An 18,110-nucleotide genomic window follows, 5' to 3' on the forward strand; every position below is an offset into this window, starting at 1 on the left:
CTCGCTGCCGTACGGGCGGGGCTGAGGGGAGCCGGACAGTCCGGATCTATCTCCGAAGGGACCTCGATGTCCGCTACTGCTTTCGCCGCCGTGTTCGTCGCCCTGTACGTCGCTCACAGCGTGGGTGATCACTGGGTGCAGACCTCCTGCCAGTCCGCAGTCAAGGGTCGCCCCGGATGGGTCGGCCGCCTGGCCGGCGCGCGGCACGTCGCCACCCTGACCGCCACCAAGCTCGCGTTACTGCTGCCCGTCGCCGCCCTGCTGGGTCTGAACCTCTCCGCCGTCGGACTGGTGGCCGGCATCGGCGTGGATGCGGTGACGCACTGGTGGGCCGACCGTCGGAGCACGCTGGCGTGGCTGGCCAAGGTCACCGGCAAGGCCGAGTTCTACAGCCTCGGCACCGCCACCCACCCCGCGCATCCCGTCACCGCCAAGGGCGGCCCGGCCGCCCACCTCGGTACCGGCGCCTACGCGCTGGACCAGTCCTTCCACCACCTGTGGCTGCTGGTCGCCGCGCTCATCATCGCCACCGTCTGAATCCACCCCACACGACGGCGCGGCTCCGGTGCTGGAACACCGGAGCCGCTGTTGGGCCGTCACTTCGAGAGGAACCACGACCCATGAAGCTCATTCTCCCCACCCAGGATCTCTTCACCGCCACGGCAATCGATCTGGAGCCGTCCGACGCCGAGCTCGACCGGATCGAGCGGGAGTTGCCGGTCATCTCCGCCGAGGTCGAGTTGCTGGACGCCCAGATCATGACGCTCGACCGCACGCCGAACGAGCTGGACGCCCGCCGCATTCGGCGGGCCCGGCGCAAGGTGCTCGCCGCTCGCCGTGAGCTGGCCAACCAGGCCGGGACGGGGGACGCGGCATGAAAGCCAAGACCGTCCTGCCCGCCGTCGCGATGACGGCGGTGTCCATGGTGCTGACCCTGGCCGTGGTCATGATGTGGCTCGGGGACTCGATGCCCTGGGGCGTCGCCCTGGTCGTCGGTCTCGGGATCGACGGGGGATGGCTGGCCACCCTCGCCTACGAACGCCGCCTGGCCGCCCAAGGCGACCACAACCGCGCGGTCACCGCCGTCGGCTGGTGCTTCGGCCTGCTCGCCGCCGGCGTCCTGGTGGCGCACGCACTCACCGCCGAAGCATCCGCCGGCGCGTGGCTGGCCGTGGCGTGGCTGCCGATCGCGGCGAAGGCCCTGTGGCTGGTGCACAGTCTGTGGGAGCGGACCGCGCTCACCCCGGGCGCGCTTGGAGCGATCCGGGGCATCCAGCAAGAGGCTCGGGACGAAGCGGCCGTGGCCCGCGCGCGGCTGCGGGCCACGGCGGTCACTGAGGAGACCCGGCTGACGGCCGTGACGGCGGCCGGCGCACGCGTCGCACGCGTCCAGGCAAAGACCGCCCACAGCCTCTCGCGGGCATGGTCGACGCTGGCGACGGCACGGGACGGCGAGGACACCGGACCGGCGTTGACCAGCGTGACGGCCCCCGTCACACCCGGCGTCACGCCCCGCTGGGAACTGCCCGTCTGGGGCCCCACCGAGCCGGTCCCCGCACTCCCGGAGGCGGCACCTGGCCTCACCGACGAAGCCCTCGACGCGCTCGTCGACCAGATCCGGTACAGCGAGACACCCGCCCTGTCCTACCGCGAGATGGCCGTCCGCTTCCGCGCCGCCGGCCACTCCGCCTCCGAGGTCCGCCTGCGGGCCGCATGGAAGCGCGTCGCCGCGTGACGCGGCTCGGCCTGGCCGCCTCCCCTCATCGAATTCCCTGAGGAGCACCTGAGATGGGCAACTCCGACCTCCGCCGCCTGGACCGCGAGATCCAGGCGACCACGAAGAAGCTGGAAGCGGTCCGACGGGGCGAGTCGTGGCCGATGAACGGCAGCGAGCGCCGGGCCATGGCCCGCGCCCTGGCCGGCGGCTCCTACCGCGCCGCCCGGGGCCGAAGCACCGCCCGCGCTGAGGAACAGATCGACTCTCTCGGCAGCGCTGCCGAGATGCGGCTGAACGCGGAACTGACCGCCCTGCACGGCGAGCGTCAGCGGCTCATCACCGAGGCCGCCCGCGACAAGGCGGCCAAGAAGTCGTCGGGGTGGTGGTGACCATGAAGGACACGCCTCCCGGCGAGTGCCCGCAGTGCTGGCAGCACGCCCACGACCGGAGCGTTCACCGCAAGCTCGGGCCCCGCGAGGACTGCCCACAGTGCGTTGACCACATGGTCAACGGCCACCCCCAGCTCGTGCCCAAGAAGTCCCGCTGGTGGTGACCGCGCCCGCCGGCGCACTGCCCGCCGCGTGACGCTCACCGCCCGTCTCTGCTGCCCGGGGTGGCCGTCCCTGCCACGGACCCGGCCGCCCCGGCTCTCTCCCTAACTCCGGCCCCTTATGGGGCAGTCAGGAGCGCTTCCAGCATGTCTGAGAACGTCGTCCACCTCCACAAGCCCACCGACCCCCCGGCCGCCGACACCGCCCCCACCGTGCTCACCGTCGTGCCCGACGCCCCGCCCGCGCGGCCCGTGCCACTGTGGGTGCGCTCCGGCCGCGCCGTGAAGCACGCGGTCACTCACGACACCACCAAGACCGCCGCGCGCTCCGTGACGCGGCACAGCCTCTACACGTTCAACGGGGGCCGGATCGTGGCCCGCCGCACGTGGGACGGCCGCACCGGGTCCCGCTACGAGCGCATGATCCGGGCCGCCGAAGCCGCGGGAAACCTGGAGATGGCCCACGAGTGGGAAGAGAAGCTGCAGCGCTTCCGCGCCGCCCGCCACCACCGCCGCATGGACCTGCTCCACTCGCCCATGGACGCCGCCAAGGGCGTGGCCGTCGGCGCCGGCGTGAGCATCGGCGTGCTGGTCGCCCTCGGCGTCGTGATGGCCATCAACACCAAGGACGTCGGTGACGTCATCACGCCGCTGGGCGCGACGATCGACTTCATCGCGCTGCTGATCCGGATCGTGCAGGTCGTATGGGGCCCGGCCCTGTCCATCGGCCCCTTCCTGGCCCTGTTCGCGCTGTGGTCAGTGGGCCGCAAGCAGCAGGCCGCCCCGAACTGGGCGCTCCCGGTCAACGCGCGGTCCGACGAGGGCGAGCCGATCACCCCGTCCATCGTGGTCAAGGCCCTGCGCGACCTCGGAGTCCCCGCCCTGGCCCGGGCCATCAAGGAGATGGGCGACGCCGGCGCCTCCATGCTGGGGCCCATCCGGATCGCCGGATGCGGCGTGGAAGTCGACGTCACCCTCCCCTCCGGGGTGTCGACCAACGAGGTGCAGAGCAAGCGCCGCAAGCTCGCCGAAAACCTCACCCGCCACGAACACGAAGTGTTCATCACCATCCCCCAGGCCGCCCGCACGGTCCGGCTGTGGGTGGCCGACTCCGGGGCGCTAGATGAGCCGATCGGCCCGTCGCCGCTGGTCACCGACGAGTCGATGACCGCCGACTACGCCAAGGGAAAGGCGCCTTGGGGCCAGGACCTGCGCGGGGATGCTGCCGCGCTGAGCCTGTACCAGCGCCACCTGCTCATCACGGGCCTGTCCAACCAGGGCAAGACCGTTGCCCTGCGCTCCCTGGCCCTGTGGCTCGCGCTGGACAAGTCGGTGCAGTTCCTCATGGGCGACCTCAAGGGCGTGGGCGACTGGGCCATGTTCGACGGTCTCGCCAAGACCTTGATCCAGGGTCCGACGGATGAGCACGTGATCCAGGTGACCGAGATGGTCGAAGGCGCGGTGCACGAGATGAACCGCCGTATCCAGGCCCCGCCCGGCACCGTGTTTCCGCCGCTGATCGTGCTGGTCGACGAAGCGCAGGTGGCGTTCATGTGTCCCGCCAAGGACGCCGAGAAGCGCCCGTACGGTGGGTCGAAGGCCAACTCCCGGTACTTCATGGCCGTCCGGAAAATCCACAACCAGGGACGGGCCGTGAACGTGCTGATGTGGCAGGGCACCCAGGACCCGACCAACGAGAACCTTCCCAAGCTGGTCCGCGAGGGCGCCCACACCCGCGCCTCCCTCGCCCTCGGTACGGAGTCGCAGGCCCGCATGGCCCTGGGAGACAAGGCCGTTGACGGCGGCGCTGCACCCAACCTGCTACGCCCCGGCCTGGACCAGGGAACCCTGGTGCTGGCCTCCAGCGGCATCGACATCCCGGCCGGGCAGTCGTCCATCACGGTGCGCACGCACTACATCGACGACGACGCAGCCGAAGCCCTCACCGACCGGGCCAAGGCCTTGCGCGACGGCGTCACCACCCGGCACGCCATCGAGAGCGAAGAAGCGCACGACTCTCTTGCCGACATTGCCGCCGTCGTTGGCGACGCGCCCCGCGTGCGGACCAAGGACGTCCTCGCCCGGCTCGCGACGCGCAATCCGGAGGCGTACGGCGGTTGGTCATTCATCGACCTCAAGCGCGTCCTGGACGACGCCGGCGCCGGACCCTACAAGTCCGACGGCGTCATGGTCGTCGCCCGCGACCGCATCGTCCGCGCCCTCGCCGACCGCGACTCGGGCGGTTCCGCTTCCGCCGCCGGATGACAGGGAGCGCGCCGCCGACGGGTCAGGGAGGCAGGGAGAACTCCCTAACCGCCTCCCTGACCCGCATCCCTGGCTCTGACCTGGACAAATGATCGTTCAGGGAGTCAGGGAGGCACGCAGGTCAGACCCCCGAATACCCCTCCACAACGCCCCCGGCAGGGGGTGTCTGTGCCTCCCTGGCCACGCGCCGGAAGGGATTCCACATGTACCCCGACCACGCCCCGCACGTGCCCGTACAGCGGGCCGTGGAAGTCCACCAGCCCACCCCATACCCGCCCGTCGCCCCCGCCCCGGCGCCGATCGTGCCGGTACAGCCGAGCGCCGTTCCGGCGGTGGCGAGCATCGTCCTCCCGGACGGCCGCGTCGTCACCGGCTACGCCATCGAACCCGCCCGCCCGGAGCCCGTCGCGGTCAAGCCGGCCGTCTCCCGTACGGCCGTGAACGTCGCCCTCGGAGGCGTCGGCTTCCTCGCCGTGTGCGGCGGGCTGCTCCTGCTCACCTCGTTCATCGCAGCGCTCACCGCGTTCATCACCCAACTGATCATCCTGGCCGCCGTCATCTTCGGCGGATGGATCGCCGTGCAGCTCTTCAGCGCGAGCGGCCACCAGAGCGGCGGCACCACGGTCAACATCCGCCGGGCCGTCATCAAGCGCAACAAGTTCTACGGCTGACAGGAGACCAATCACCCATGCTCCGACTCCGCATCAAGGCCATCGGCTGGACCCATCGGGTGCTGGCCCTGACCAACACGCCCCGCCCCGACTGCCCCGACTGCCAGGGCGACGGCGGCACCGCCCATGACTACGGCGACCACACCGGCGAGTACGCCGGCACCGAGTGGGATCCCTGCCCGTGCTGGACCCAGTGGGCCGTGATCCTGCTGCCCCTGCCTCGCTGGCCGCGCCGAACCCCGCCCGGCTACAGCGACCAACCCCCCTTCTAGCTACGCCAAGGGCGGCCCCACCGTCTCGCCAAAGCCGCGGGGCCGCCCTTGCCAGCCAGAACCAACCAAGGAACTGGAGATACCCCAGCATGACGCAACCCACCACCATCCGGCGAGAGCCGCACATCGTCCCCGGCCTGAGCAGCGGGCCCGAGGCGGCGCCCCTCCTGCGCACCGCGCTGAGCCTCGCGGCGTCCGGCGTGCCCGTGCTGCCCCTGCGCCGGGGCAAGGTGCCGTTCGGCAACTGCCGCACCTGCGCGGGCAACGCCTGCGGTGGCCGGCCGAACATGAAGACCCCGGGCCCCTGCACCTGCCCGCACCCGTGCCACGGCTGGGCCGCCGCCACCACCGATCCCGCTGTCATCAACTCGACGGCGTGGGCCCGAGCGTGGCGGGAAGCGGCTGGGGTGGCCTACCACCCCGGCGGCGCCGGTCTCACCGTCGTCGACCTGGACGACGCCGAAGCCATCGCATGGGCCCGCGAGACCCTGCCCGCCACACGGACCGTGCCGACGACCCGGGGAGAGCACTGGCTCTACCAGGGTGCGATGCAGTCCGCGAACGACGTGCGGCCCGGCGTCGACATTAAGTCCACGATGGCCTACGCCCGGTGGTTGGGACCCGGCACCGGCAGCATGACCGACCTGCCGGACGTGGTGCGCGCGCTGACCGTGAAGGAGCCGACCACAGTCCGCCCGGCGGCCGTCACCGTGCCCGCACTGGCCGGGGGCGGGGAGTGCCCTCACCGCACGCCCACGTACCTGGAACGTGGCATCGCCATGGCGGAGCAGCGCATCACCGAAGCCTCCGGCGCGGTGCACGCCACCGTCTACCGGACCTTCCTCGCCGTGCTGTCCAGGCACGGCCGGTGTGGCTGCCTCACCGACGCCCACGTCGCGCGGCTGTTCACCGCCGCGCATGCCAAGGGCGAATCGCCCCGCCACTGCACCGACGCGTGGACCAACGCCCGCACCGCACTGGGGATGTGAGTCATGTCCGAGGACGAGAAGACTCCCGCCCGCGAGGTCATCGCGGACTACGCGCAATCGCACTTCCGGTACTTCCGCACCGCTGACGGGACGGTGTACGCGCAGAAGAACGGCCACCCCGTGGCCCGTCCGATCCGCTCCCAGGGCACGACGGGCAGCCATCGCCAGGAACTCATGGTCGGCCTGTTCAAGGACGGGATCGGCGTATTCAACGGGTCTGCGCTCAAAGAGGCGTTGGATCTGATCGAAGCGCTGGCGCTGTCCGAGGACGTGCAGCCCGTGAACATCCGCGTCGCTCCCGGCTTCGACGGGGCGACGTGGCTGGACCTGGGGCGTACCGATGGGCAGTCCGTCCGCATCCACCCCTCCGGCTGGGAGATCCTCACGCCCGACCCGCGTGAGGTCTGCTGGCGGCGCACCCAGCTCACCGGGGAACTCCCCCAGCCGGCCAAGGACACCGATGGCAAGGGCATCGACCTGCTGATGCAGCTGTGCAACTTCGCCAACGCTGAGACCGAATGCCTGGCCATTGCGTGGCTGATCGGCTGCCTGGGGCCGTCCGTGCCGGTTCCGGCGCCGTTCCTCACCGGGCCGCAGGGCGCGGGGAAGTCCACCGGCGGGCGGATGCTCGTGCGGATCATCGAGGGCATGAGCGGGGACCTGCGCCGCGCTCCGAAGGATGAGGAGAACCTGATCGCGGCCGTGGCGGCGGGATGGGTCACCGCCCTGGACAATCTCTCCCACATGACGCCGGACCTGTCCGACGCCGTGTGCTGCGTCGTCACCGGCGCTGAGAACGTCAAGCGCGCCCTGTTCACCGACGGGGACGTGTTCCGCGTCGGCTACCGCCGGCCCCTGCTGCTGACCGGTATCGACGTGGGAGTCATCCGGGCCGACTTGGCGGAACGGCTCCTGCCGCTGCGGTTGGAGCGGCCCCGCGTCCGGCGCACCGAGGCCGAACTGTGGACCGAGTACGCGGAGGTGCTGCCCGTGGTCCTCGGCTCGCTCCTGGACCTCACGGTCAAGGTCCGCGCAGCCGACGCGGAGACCCCCACCGACCTGCGGATGGCGGACTTCGCCCACCTGTGCGCGCAGCTGGATGCGGCAACCGGCCTGGGGGCGCTCACCGCTTACCGGGCCAGTCTGGACGATCTGAACGACGACGTGATCGAGGGCGATCTCCTCGCACAGACCGTTCTCCGGCATGCCGACACCATCGAGCCGGGCGGCGAGCAGCGGATGACCTCAACCGAGTGGCTGCACTGCCTCAGTCGCCTCTACAGCGGCGACGAACTGCGTCCCGTGCCCAAGGGCTGGCCGACCACGGGCAAAGTCCTCTCCGACCGGCTCAAGCGCCTCCAGCCGACGCTTGCCGCTCGCGGTGTCCTCATCGACACGGGCCGCACCAGCGAAGGGCGCTACCTCGAAATGACCCGCCTACAGGCCCCGCCACCGCACGTCCCGAAGCCGATGTTCTGACCCGAGATTCGCGCGCTCGCCCGGACAAGCAAGAAGAGCAACATGCCGCCCACGCCAGAGTTGCTCCTCTTGCTGTTCGGCGGAACGCCGCCCCAAGGCGCGCCGCGCAGCGGCTCCTTCTTCACGCTGTGAGGCGCACCCAACTACAACAAACACCCCCTCTTTTGTCCTAAGAGGGAAGACGCTGCGTCATCTGCGTCATGCAGGCCAAAAAACGGCACCTGACCTGCGGCACCAGCCATGACGCAGACGGAAGCGGCTGCGTCATCCTGCGTCATCTGCGTCATGCGATGACGCAGCCCAAGACGCTGCGATGACGCACCCCCAAACCGCTGCGTCACACAAAACCGCAGGTCAGAAGCGCAAATGACGCTGATGACGCAATGACGCAGGAATCCGCGCCTCGGACAGGCGCCACGTGGAAACGGGCGCGTCCGCCCTACCAACTCAACAGAGAGCCAGCCCGTGGAGGCAGCCGTGAGCACAGCTCCGCCCACCTCAATCGACGCGCTACGGGTGCCGGAAGTCATGACGGCACTGCGCCTCAGCCGCAGCAAGGTCTACGACCTCATCCGCTCGAACGAACTCCCCAGCATCACGATCGGGCGGGCCCGCCGCATCCCGGTCGACAGCGTCCGCGCGTACATGCGCGACCGATTGGAGGAAGCTGCCTGATGGCCAAGCGACGCGCCAACGGCGAAGGAACGATCACCAAGCGCACTGACGGGCGTTATCACGCCGCCGCTTACGTCTACCGGCCCGACGGGACCAGGGTACGGAAGTTTGTCTACGGCAAGACTCGCGAGGACGTGGGCAACAAGCTCATCGAATTGCAGGAGAAGACCCGGCAGGGAATTCCCGCCGCTACCTCCGCCATGGCGTTCGGCGACTTCCTCACCTACTGGCTCGCAGCCATCGCGCCCAACCGACTCAAGCCCGCGACGCTCAACAGCTACGAGGGCCTCTCACGGCTCTACATCAAACCCGCCCTCGGCAAGAAGAAGCTCAATCGCCTCTCCCCTACCGACATCCGACTGTTCCTCGCAGCGTTCAAGGGCGGCTGCCTCTGCTGCTTGCGAGGAGTTGACGCGGCACGCGACAAGGACGACCGGACTTGCTGCGCAGTGAACAAGTGCTGCAGGCGCCGGCCATCGGCACGCACCGTGCAATACATCCATGCAGTGCTTCGGTCCGCGCTCCAGCAGGCCGTCCGGGAGGAACTGATCGCACGCAACGTCGCCCGCATCGTCGAGACACCCACCGTCGAACCCCAGGAGGTACAGCCTTTGGATGCCGCTGAGGCCCGAATTTTGCTGAAGACGGCCCGCAACCACCGCCTCTACGCCCTGTGGCTGCTGCTCATCTCCACCGGCCTTCGGCGCGGGGAAGCTCTTGCGCTCACCTGGTCGGACATCGACCTGGCCGCCGGTCAGCTCCGGGTCCGGCGCAATCTCCAACGCATCAAGCGCGAGTTGCTCTTCGGCACACCGAAAACGGCCCGGTCGCTCCGAACGGTGTCCCTGCCGAAGAGGTGCGTTGACGCTCTCATCGCCCACAAGGCGCAGCAGGACGAGGAACGGAAGGTGGCCGGCTCCAAATGGCAGCCGGTCCCCGACCAGCCGAACGGCCTGGTCTTCACCACAGCCACCGGCCGGGCCACTGACCCCCGCAGCCTCAACCGCATGCTCACGATCCTGTGCCGGAACGCCAAGGTCCGTCGCGTACGGGTGCACGACCTCCGCCACACCTGCGCCTCATTGCTGCTGGCTCAGGGCGTCGATGCCCGCACGATCATGGAGACGCTGGGCCACAGCACCATCACCATGACACTGGATACGTACGCCCATGTGATGCAGACCACTCTCAAGGCTGCGGCTGACCGGATGGACGACGCCTTGGGGGTGGACAACCTGGGCGACGAAGAGAAGGACGACCCGGAGGACCAGCCGGTCGCGTGATGCCCAGCGCACCCCGCATTGATGTCACCCGCTGATGTCAAAGGCCCCCTGGACGATGTCCAGGGGGCCTTTGACCTGTGTGCGCTCGGCAGGATTCGAACCTGCAACCTTCTGATCCGTAGTCAGATGCTCTATCCGTTAAGCTACGAGCGCTTGGCTTTCCCGGCGGTTTTTCTTGCCGGTCGGCGTTGCGGGAACAACATTACATGACCGGCGCCGTGAGGTGAAATCCATTCCCCCAACCCCCTCTGACCTGCGCAAACGCGTTCGCAGGGGGTTCTGAGGGCGGTTCTCGCCGGGCGGGCTCCCCGGCGATTCGGATGAAGTTCGGGTGGGCGTCGTCCTCTTCGAAGGGGCCCCGGCCCACAGGGAGACATCCGCCCTCGTCACCGCAGCGGGCGCGCGTTCCGGGGGGGGCCGGGGCGGACGGCCTCGCAGCGGTCGCGCGGGCCGGCGGGGGCGTACACGTACCGGCACCCACAGAACCCGAAGGAAGGAGAAGGAAGTCGCCGGAGGGCGTCGGGTGTCGGCCGGAGGGCACGAAGGGAATGCGCGATCGGGTACGGAAAAGCGTTCAGGCCCCGGTCGCGGACGACCGGGGCCTGAACGAAGAGAAGCGGAGGCGGAGGGATTTGAACCCTCGATGGGGGGTAAGCCCCAAACCGCATTAGCAGTGCGGCGCCATAGACCGGACTAGGCGACGCCTCCACACACCCCACACGCGCAAGCGCGCTGTGGCGTGTCCAGATGATGGCACAGCTCTGCGGGCTGTCACCAATCGCCCCCTACCGTACTAGGCAGGCGACCCGAGCGGCAAAGACGTTCCCGCGGCGCAACGTCGGCGTCGGCGGCGCGTTAGGAGAAGCGGGGCCGTGCGGCCACGCAGTCGTACGCCCCCAGCGCGTACGCACCGCGTGCCCGCCCCGCACTCGCCCTTGGAGCTTGTGATGCCGCACCGCCGGACCTCCCTCTTCGCCGCGGCCGCCACCGCCGCCGTGTCCGTCGTCTCCGCCGTCGCCGCCCTCGCCCTGACGCCGGCCGCCGCGGCCGCCCCGATCCCGCTGGCCCAGCACCGCGCCCCGGAAGGTCTGCCGCCCCTCCTCTTCGGGCCCCGGCCCTCCGACCACCTGACGGTCACCGTGCACCACTCCGGTTCACCGCGGACCGACGGCACCTTCGAGCTGTACTGCCACCCCGACGGTGGCACGCACCGGTCCGCCAAGGACGCCTGCGACAAGCTGGACGGGATGTCGCGGTGGGGCGAGGACCCGTTCGCCCCCGTTCCGCAGAGCGCGCAGTGCACGATGATGTACGGCGGCCCGGCCACCGCGCATGTCACCGGCACCTGGGCGGGACGCCCGATCGACGCCGACTTCCGCCGCACCAACGGGTGCGAGATCCACCGCTGGGGCCGTTTCGTGCCGGTGCTGCCGGCGACCTCCTCGTGAGCCGGCCCGGGACCGGCCGGCATGCGGGCGTGGTCCGGCGCGGCGCGGGGTCCGGCCGCGGGACGGACGGCTGTTGGCGGACCGTTTCGTGCCGGAGTGGCGCGGCAGATCAGGACGCGGGGCACATGTCCGGCGTGCGGTGAGTCGCGCACAGCCGTGGCATTACCTCCTCGTCATCCGCCTCCGCGTCGCGGGCAAGTGCCCGTAGACTCCTTTCCAGCGACCTGCCACGGTGGGTCGGCAAGGTGCGGTAACAGGGAGGAAGCGTCGTCGTGAGCAGCAGGCCATCCCGAGGCGCTGCTCGCCTCGCAGCCATACTCGACGCCCTCCCGGACGCGCTGTTGCTCGTCAACTGCAACGGCACGGTCGTCAACGCCAACACCATTGCCCTGGAGACCTTCGAGGCGCCGGGCACCGCCCTGGTGGGGCGCGGCCTCCTCGATCTGCTGCCGACCTTCGACTCCAAGCGCATCCCCGGCTCCATGCGGCGCCGGGACGAGGAGATCGAGGGCCCGCGCACCAAGCCGACCCGGATGGTGGCGCGGCGTACCGACGGCACGGAGCTGCTGGTCGAGGTGACCAGCGCCAACCTCGAGGACGGCCGCACGCCGTACGAGTCCGCCTTCGAGGCGGCGTACGCCGAGCACCGGACCGGCTACACCGGCGATGAGCTGCTGATGCTCGTCGTCCGCGATCTGACCGGGACGCTGGACACCGAGACCGAGCTGGCGCGCCAGCAGCGGCAGACCGAGATGATCCTGCGGGCCGCGGCCGAGGGCGTCGTCGGCGTCGACGCCGAGGGCAAGGTCGTCCTGGTCAATCCGTCCGCCGCGCAGATCCTGGGCTTCCGGGCCAGCGAGCTGGGCGGCAAGGAGCTGCATCCGCTGATCCACCACTCCCGGGCGGACGGCTCGCCGCTGCCGTGGGAGGACACCCCGCTCGCCGACACCCTCAAGTCCGGGCGCAAGCACCGGGTGCGCGGGCAGGCGCTGTGGGCGAAGGACGGGCGCGCGGTGTCCGTGGATCTGACGACGGCGCCGGTGCGGGACGGCGATCAGCTCGTCGGCGCGGTGATGACCTTCACCGACCGCCGCCCTTACGAGGCGCTGGCGGCACGGCACGCCCAGCTGCTCGCCGTGCTCGACCAGGCGCTGCGCGGGCCGCTGGAGGAGCTGAACGGCGAGCTGAGCACGCTCGCCTCCGATCCCGCCGGGCAGCTGTGGCCCGAGGCGAACCAGATCCTGCATCACCTCGCCGCCGGGCACGCCCGGATGACGACGCTGGTGGACAACGTCCTGAGCTATCAGCGGCTGGACTCCGGCACGGACCGGCTCAACCGCGCGAAGGTCTCGCTCGACGGCGTCGTCGCGGCGGGCGTGGAGGGCGCGATCGAGCTGATCGGGCCGGGCCGGGCGCAGTTCGCGGTGCACGCGCCGCCCATAGAGGCCACCGTCGACGCCGACCGGATCGCCCAGGCCCTCTCCCACCTCATCGCGGACGTCGCGGGCGTGGACTCCACGGGCCGGATGTCGGCCGGCGGCGGGGACGCGGGCGCGCGGACGGGGCCGGTCCCCGGCGACTCGACGATCGTGGTGGCGGCCGCGCAGCGCGGTGATGTCGTACGGATCGAGGTGCGCGGCCCCTACGGCGGCGGGGACCCGGTCCACGGGCCGATCGTCCGCGGGATCGTGCGGCAGCACGGCGGCCTGGTGCAGACGCACGACGTGCCGGGTGCGCCGGGCGCGGGCGGCAGCGCGTATGTGCTGGAGCTGCCGATGGCGGCGGACGGCGCTGCGGCGCAGCCGGACAGTGCGCCGGAGACGACGGGCAACGAGACGACGGTGATGCCGGTTCCGGCGGCCCGAGCGCGCGGCACGCAGGCGGCGGACGGGACGGACGGTGCGGGCGTCCGGCAGCAGGGCGACGAGGGCACCGAGGGCGGTGACGGGGGCGCCGGTGGTTCCGGAGGCCCCGGTGGCGGCCCGGGTCCTGGTGGTTCCGACGGGACCGACGGCGGTGGCCTCGGCGGCGCCACGGGGCAGAGTTCTTCGGACGGCGGCGGTGTGGCGCTGCCCGCCCAGGCGAACGGCGCGCAGCCGACGGGACGTCGGCGGGCGCGGCACTCCGGCGCGGAGCAGGGCGAGACGTCCGGCGGTCCGCGGGCGCTGGGACCGGGGCAGGGGACGGGACCGCAGAACGGGCAGGGGCCGGCCGCCGCGGAGGAGCGCGGTGCGGCTCCGGCAGCCGCGAGCGGCGACCCGCGTGACACGTCCGGCTCCGGTACGCCGGGCGGCGGGGTGAGTGCCCAGCCACAGCCGCAGCACGCAAACGCGGCGGGCGGCTCCGAGGGCGACAGTCAGGGCGGCCGACCGGGCACGGCAGGGCCGGCGGTGCCTCCGGGCGCCGAGGCCGTTCCGCCGAGCGGTCGGCGACGGGCGCGGCAGGCGGCGCCGGAGGGCAGCGCGCTGCCCGCGCTCCCGGCGGGGGCGCAGGGCGCACCACGGAACCACACCCCGCCGCCGGCCCCGGCGCAAACGCAGGCACAGGCACAGGTACAGGCGCACGAGCAGCGTCAGGGCGGGCCCCAGGGGCTGTCGCCGGTGCAGCCGGCCGGCCGGCGTGCGCGCCGGGCGCTGGCCGAGGCGCCCGAGCGGCCCGCGGCGGGCGAGCGGGGCCCCGGGCACCCGTCCGACGCGACACCGCAGCCGGGCGGCGCACCGCATCCGTCGTCCTCCCGGTCCGCGGATTCGCTGTCACCCGCAGGGGCGCGTACGGCGTTCGCGCTGCCGCCCGCCGCGGCGGACCGGTCCCCGCAGTCGGCGCCGTCCCTGCCCGCGCAGGCGGGCCCGCAGGACAACGGTGGCACCGGCCGGCGCCGGGCACGCCGCGCGGTGGCGGGCGGGCCCGACGCGGCACCGGGTGAGCAGACCGGCCTCGCCCTCGAAGGACCGGGCAACCACGTCGACGCACAAGGCGATTGGGACGCCGAGCCGACCGGCCGCAGGCGCGCGAGGCGGGCCGCCGCCGAGGAGCGGGCGGCCGCGGCGATGGCCGATTCCGAGGCGTCCGGCACGTTCGTGGCGGGCCCGGAAGGGCTGGTGGCGCAGCCCTCCGAGCCGGCCGAGGCGACCGGTACGGTGACCGGCGCGGCGCCCGGGATCGCCCCGGCCGCGGACGCGTCCGCGGCTCCGGCTCCGGCTCCGGCTCCGACGGGCCGCCGTCGTGGGCGCCCCAGCCCCGTCGAGGAGCCGCCGGGTCAGGCCCCGGAGCAGGCCCCGGCCCCCGCGCAGGGACAGCCGCCCGCGCCCCGGCAGCCGCTGCCGCCCGCCGACGACGCCGGGGGTCCGCCGCCCGGCCATGCCCAGGAACGGGCGTTCAGCGTGCGCACGCTCGGCCAGGGCGTGCCGTTCGCGCAGCAGATCTCCGACCAGCAGCGTGCGGCGGTGCCGCCGGGCAGCACACCGCCCGGTGGCACGTCCGCCGGGTCGGGGCGCCGCCGTAAGCTCGCCGCGCCCCCGCAGGAGGGTGAGCGCGCGGCGGCCGCGGAGGCCCCGGCCCCCCAAGGCGGGCGCCCGCAGCCGGGGCCGCAGGTGGCGCAGCCGTCCCCTGCCCCGCAGCAGGCCCCACAGCATCCGCAGCACCAGCAGCACTCGGCGCAGCAGAAGCCGCAGGCCGCGGCGTCGCAGTCGCATCTGCTGGATGTCGGCGAGGGGCGCGCGTTCGCCATCTCGGCGCCCGACGAGGGCAGCGAGGGCCCCGAGCCGCTGGACGGCCCGAACGGCGCCATAGAGGTGATGGACCGTCAGCCTCCGCCCATGGACGACGAGTTGCCGCCGGAGCCGCTGGACAATCCGCGGCGGCTGCTGGTCTGGCCGGCGCCGGACGTCTCCACCCAGCAGGCGCTGAGCGACCGCGGCTACCGCCCGGTGATCGTCAACTCCCGCGAGGAGGTGGACGCGCAGATCGCGGCCTATCCGGCGGCGCTGTTCGTCGACCCGCTGACCGGGCCGATCACCCGCACCGCGCTCCAGTCGCTGCGCCAGGCGGCCGGCGCGGCCGAGGTCCCGGTGCTGGTCACCGCGGGCCTGGGGCAGGCCACCCGGGAGGCGGCGTACGGCGCCGACCCGGCCGTGCTCCTCAAGGCCCTCGCCCCGCGCGACAGCGAGCAGCACCCGCCGCGGGTGCTGCTGATCGAGCAGAACGACGCCATCGCGGGCGCCCTGACCGCCTCGCTGGAGCGGCGCGGGATGCAGGTCGCCCGGGCCGACGCGGACACCGACGCGGTGACCCTCGCGACGCAGATGCGGCCGAACCTCGTGGTGATGGACCTGATGCAGGTGCGGCGCCGGCGAGCCGGCATCGTGGACTGGCTGCGGGCCAACGGGCTGCTCGACCGCACGCCGCTGGTCGTCTACACCTCCGCGGACATGGACCCGGCCCAGCTGCCGCGGCTCGCGGCCGGCGAGACCGTCCTCTTCCTTGCGGAGCGCTCCACGAGCGCCGAGGTGCAGGCCCGGATCGTCGACCTGCTCGCGAAGATCGGCACGAACTGACGGAGCGGTCCGGGGGCCGCCCGACGAGCGGTGCGCCGTAGGGGAGACGCCTCGCGCCTTCCCTACGGCCGTCCCGGAGGGGGCCCGTCCGGGCCCCCTCGCCCGTCGGCTCAGCCGAGGGTCGTCACGTCCAGATCGCCGTCCGCGTACTGCCGGCGCAGCACCTTCTTGTCGAACTTGCCGACGCTCGTCTTCGGCACCGCGGGGATCACCGCCCACCGCTCCGGCAGCTGCCAGCGCGCGATGCGCTCGCCGAGGAACGCCTTCAGCTCCTCGTAGCCCGTGGCGGCGCCCTCCACCAGCACCACCGTCGCCAGCGGGCGCTCGCCCCACTTGTCGTCCGGTACGGCGACCACCGCGGCCTCGGCGACGTCCGGGTGGGCCATCAGATGGTTCTCCAGCTCCACCGAGGAGATCCACTCGCCGCCGGACTTGATGACGTCCTTGGCGCGGTCGGTCAGCGTCAGATAGCCGTTCGCGGTGATGGTGCCGACGTCACCGGTGCGCAGCCAGCCGTCCGGGCTGAACTTGTCCTCGGGGCGCAGCGGTTCGCCCTGGGCGCCGCCGTAGTAGGAGCCCGCGATCCACGGCCCGCGGACCTCCAGTTCGCCCGCGGACTCGCCGTCCCAGGGCAGTTCCTCGCCGCCCGGGCCGATCAGCCGCGCCTCGACGGAGGCGGGGAAGCGGCCCTGGGTGGCGCGGTAGGTCCACTCCTCCTCGCCGCTCACCCCGGCCGGCGGGTGGGAGACGCAGCCCAGCGGGGACGTCTCGGTCATGCCCCACGCGTGCACGACGCGGATGCCGTGCCGCTCCTCGAAGCCGCGCATCAGCACGGGCGGGCAGGCGGAGCCGCCGATGATGACGGTACGCAGGCAGGAGACATCGCGCTGCTTGGCGTCCAGTTCGGCGAGCAGGCCCTGCCAGATGGTGGGCACGGCGGCGCCGATGGTGGGGCGCACCGCCTCGATCATCTCGGCGAGCGGGGTGGGCTGCAGGAACCGGTCGGGCATCAGCAGGGACGCGCCGGCCATGAACGCGGCGTGCGGCAGGCCCCAGGCGTTGACGTGGAACATCGGCACGACCGGCAGGGCGGTGTCGCGGGAACTCAGGGCGAACGCCTCGGCGTTGTTGACCTGCAGCGAGTGCAGGTACAGGGAGCGGTGGCTGTAGAGCACGCCCTTGGGGTCGCCGGTCGTCCCCGAGGTGTAGCAGAGGGCCGCCGCCTGCCTCTCGTCGATCTCGGGCCAGGGGTAGCTCTCGTCCCGCCCGGCGATCAGCTCCTCGTAGTCGTGCACCCGGGCCTGCGCGCCCGCGAGGGGAGCGCGGTCGCCGGGACCTGCGACGACGATGTGCTCCAGCGTGGGCAGCTGCGGCAGCAGCGGGGCGAGGAGCGGGATCAGGGTGCCGTTGACGATCACGACCCGGTCCGCGGCGTGGTTGACGATCCAGATCAACTGCTCGGCGGGCAGCCGGAGGTTGAGGGTGTGCAGCACCGCCCCCATGGAGGGAATCGCGAGATACACCTCCAGGTGTTCGGCGTTGTTCCACATGAGGGTGCCCACGCGGTCCTCGGCGGCGACCCCGAGTTCGTCGCGCAGGGCGTGGGCGAGCTGCCCGGCACGGCTGCCGACCTCGGCGAACGAGCGCCGCTGCGGTTCTGCGCCGGTCCAGGTCAGGACCTGGGACTCGCCGTGGACGGTCGACCCGTGGGCCAGGATTCGCGAGACCGTGAGCGGTACGTCCTGCATCGTGCTGAGCACCGGGTGCCTCCGCTTGTTACGGGCGGGTAGTGGTGCTGTGATTCTCGACGCGTACCGGGCGGTATGTCACGCCCTTGAGATGTGTTCTTTATCCTCCGCCGCCGGGACCGGGCCGGAGCGGGTCCGCGGGACTGCCCACCCGACCCGGTCCGGCGCCCGTAGCCGCAGACGGAGAGTCGAAGCCTGCGGCCCGGGCAGCAAACGCCCCGGCGAGGGCAACTCCCGCCGGGGCGTCGTCCTCTTCTGCGACGGGAGCCGGAAATCCCGAAGGGCCGGCCGGACCACGGAGGAAATGGTCCGGAAAAGCGCCCTCAGGAGGCCATTGCCTCGCGCAGAAGAGTCGAATCCCAGGGGCGCCGATAAACCCTCGGGATAAATGCGCTGCCGGCCTCGTCGTAAAACTCTTCCGGACGGCGCAGCGAAGCCGTGCCACACCTCGGCCGCACCG

General features: G+C 72.0%; 15 protein-coding genes and 2 tRNA genes. 14 read left to right on the forward strand and 3 right to left on the reverse strand.

Going from position 1 to position 18,110, the window contains the following annotated elements; all coding sequences use genetic code 11:
• Positions 1 to 66 precede the first annotated feature (66 nt).
• The 12 genes from QOM21_RS17545 to QOM21_RS17600 all read left to right on the forward strand — a co-directional run bounded on the left by QOM21_RS17545 (position 67) and on the right by QOM21_RS17600 (position 9,901).
• Positions 67 to 537 carry a transcriptional regulator gene (locus QOM21_RS17545; RefSeq protein ID WP_407551201.1) on the forward strand — a complete coding sequence of 157 codons (471 nt, stop codon included), beginning with the start codon at positions 67 to 69 and terminating at the stop codon, positions 535 to 537.
• Positions 538 to 620: 83 nt separating this feature from the next.
• Complete coding sequence (locus tag QOM21_RS17550) at positions 621 to 878, forward strand: DUF6284 family protein (RefSeq protein WP_407551203.1); 258 nt, start codon at positions 621 to 623, stop codon at positions 876 to 878.
• Entirely contained in the window at positions 875 to 1,735 is an 861-nt protein-coding gene (locus QOM21_RS17555; RefSeq protein WP_407551205.1) for a protein spdB, read from the forward strand. The genes QOM21_RS17550 and QOM21_RS17555 overlap by 4 nt, the downstream gene beginning before the upstream one ends.
• A 53-nt stretch (positions 1,736 to 1,788) precedes the next feature.
• Positions 1,789 to 2,106, forward strand: a complete 318-nt coding sequence (locus tag QOM21_RS17560) for a hypothetical protein (protein WP_407551207.1) — start codon at positions 1,789 to 1,791, stop codon at positions 2,104 to 2,106.
• Between the two features lie 2 nt (positions 2,107 to 2,108).
• On the forward strand, positions 2,109 to 2,270 hold the full coding sequence (locus QOM21_RS17565; protein ID WP_407551208.1) for a pRL2-8: 162 nt from the start codon (positions 2,109 to 2,111) through the stop codon (positions 2,268 to 2,270).
• Between the two features lie 144 nt (positions 2,271 to 2,414).
• Entirely contained in the window at positions 2,415 to 4,532 is a 2,118-nt protein-coding gene (locus QOM21_RS17570; protein WP_407551210.1) for an FtsK/SpoIIIE domain-containing protein, read from the forward strand.
• A gap of 203 nt (positions 4,533 to 4,735) precedes the next feature.
• Entirely contained in the window at positions 4,736 to 5,203 is a 468-nt protein-coding gene (locus QOM21_RS17575) for a hypothetical protein (RefSeq protein WP_407551212.1), read from the forward strand.
• 17 nt (positions 5,204 to 5,220) lie between these two features.
• Positions 5,221 to 5,475 (forward strand): hypothetical protein, encoded by a 255-nt coding sequence (locus QOM21_RS17580; RefSeq protein WP_407551213.1) that lies wholly within the window; start codon positions 5,221 to 5,223, stop codon positions 5,473 to 5,475.
• Between the two features lie 89 nt (positions 5,476 to 5,564).
• Positions 5,565 to 6,464 (forward strand): bifunctional DNA primase/polymerase, encoded by a 900-nt coding sequence (locus tag QOM21_RS17585; protein WP_407551215.1) that lies wholly within the window; start codon positions 5,565 to 5,567, stop codon positions 6,462 to 6,464.
• Positions 6,465 to 6,467: 3 nt separating this feature from the next.
• A complete protein-coding gene (locus QOM21_RS17590) occupies positions 6,468 to 7,943 on the forward strand; it encodes an ATP-binding protein (RefSeq protein ID WP_407550579.1) in 1,476 nt (491 codons plus the stop codon).
• 477 nt (positions 7,944 to 8,420) lie between these two features.
• The gene (locus tag QOM21_RS17595; protein ID WP_078889597.1) at positions 8,421 to 8,618 is read left to right on the forward strand and encodes a helix-turn-helix domain-containing protein; all 198 of its coding nucleotides are present in this window, start codon (positions 8,421 to 8,423) and stop codon (positions 8,616 to 8,618) included.
• Positions 8,618 to 9,901, forward strand: coding sequence for a tyrosine-type recombinase/integrase (locus tag QOM21_RS17600; RefSeq protein WP_407551217.1), 1,284 nt, complete (start codon positions 8,618 to 8,620; stop codon positions 9,899 to 9,901). The genes QOM21_RS17595 and QOM21_RS17600 overlap by 1 nt, the downstream gene beginning before the upstream one ends.
• Positions 9,902 to 9,981: 80 nt before the next feature.
• Here QOM21_RS17600 and QOM21_RS17605 read toward each other — a convergent pair.
• Both QOM21_RS17605 and QOM21_RS17610 read right to left on the reverse strand, forming a co-directional pair.
• Positions 9,982 to 10,054: transfer RNA gene (locus QOM21_RS17605), tRNA-Arg, on the reverse strand.
• Positions 10,055 to 10,518: 464 nt separating this feature from the next.
• Positions 10,519 to 10,609 (reverse strand) — tRNA-Ser (locus QOM21_RS17610).
• 239 nt (positions 10,610 to 10,848) lie between these two features.
• Here QOM21_RS17610 and QOM21_RS17615 point away from each other — a divergent pair.
• The gene (locus tag QOM21_RS17615; RefSeq protein ID WP_407551219.1) at positions 10,849 to 11,349 is read left to right on the forward strand and encodes an SSI family serine proteinase inhibitor; all 501 of its coding nucleotides are present in this window, start codon (positions 10,849 to 10,851) and stop codon (positions 11,347 to 11,349) included.
• A 272-nt stretch (positions 11,350 to 11,621) separates the two neighbouring features.
• The gene (locus tag QOM21_RS17620) at positions 11,622 to 15,902 is read left to right on the forward strand and encodes a PAS domain-containing protein (protein WP_407551220.1); all 4,281 of its coding nucleotides are present in this window, start codon (positions 11,622 to 11,624) and stop codon (positions 15,900 to 15,902) included.
• 110 nt (positions 15,903 to 16,012) lie between these two features.
• Here QOM21_RS17620 and QOM21_RS17625 read toward each other — a convergent pair whose 3' ends face one another.
• Positions 16,013 to 17,662 carry a long-chain fatty acid--CoA ligase gene (locus QOM21_RS17625; RefSeq protein ID WP_407551221.1) on the reverse strand — a complete coding sequence of 550 codons (1,650 nt, stop codon included), beginning with the start codon at positions 17,660 to 17,662 and terminating at the stop codon, positions 16,013 to 16,015.
• Between the last annotated feature and the right edge of the window lie 448 nt (positions 17,663 to 18,110).

The sequence above is a fragment of the Streptomyces sp. Pv4-95 genome, from assembly GCF_045782725.1.
Classification (GTDB): domain Bacteria; phylum Actinomycetota; class Actinomycetes; order Streptomycetales; family Streptomycetaceae; genus Streptomyces.

Bases quoted from the DNA above. Each gene is read 5' to 3' on its own strand.
- QOM21_RS17545 (WP_407551201.1), top strand. From the start codon at position 67: ATGTCCGCTACTGCTTTCGCCGCCGTGTTCGTCGCCCTGTACGTCGCT.
- QOM21_RS17550 (WP_407551203.1), top strand. From the start codon at position 621: ATGAAGCTCATTCTCCCCACCCAGGATCTCTTCACCGCCACGGCAATC.
- QOM21_RS17555 (WP_407551205.1), top strand. From the start codon at position 875: ATGAAAGCCAAGACCGTCCTGCCCGCCGTCGCGATGACGGCGGTGTCC.
- QOM21_RS17560 (WP_407551207.1), top strand. From the start codon at position 1,789: ATGGGCAACTCCGACCTCCGCCGCCTGGACCGCGAGATCCAGGCGACC.
- QOM21_RS17565 (WP_407551208.1), top strand. From the start codon at position 2,109: ATGAAGGACACGCCTCCCGGCGAGTGCCCGCAGTGCTGGCAGCACGCC.
- QOM21_RS17570 (WP_407551210.1), top strand. From the start codon at position 2,415: ATGTCTGAGAACGTCGTCCACCTCCACAAGCCCACCGACCCCCCGGCC.
- QOM21_RS17575 (WP_407551212.1), top strand. From the start codon at position 4,736: ATGTACCCCGACCACGCCCCGCACGTGCCCGTACAGCGGGCCGTGGAA.
- QOM21_RS17580 (WP_407551213.1), top strand. From the start codon at position 5,221: ATGCTCCGACTCCGCATCAAGGCCATCGGCTGGACCCATCGGGTGCTG.
- QOM21_RS17585 (WP_407551215.1), top strand. From the start codon at position 5,565: ATGACGCAACCCACCACCATCCGGCGAGAGCCGCACATCGTCCCCGGC.
- QOM21_RS17590 (WP_407550579.1), top strand. From the start codon at position 6,468: ATGTCCGAGGACGAGAAGACTCCCGCCCGCGAGGTCATCGCGGACTAC.
- QOM21_RS17600 (WP_407551217.1), top strand. From the start codon at position 8,618: ATGGCCAAGCGACGCGCCAACGGCGAAGGAACGATCACCAAGCGCACT.
- QOM21_RS17615 (WP_407551219.1), top strand. From the start codon at position 10,849: ATGCCGCACCGCCGGACCTCCCTCTTCGCCGCGGCCGCCACCGCCGCC.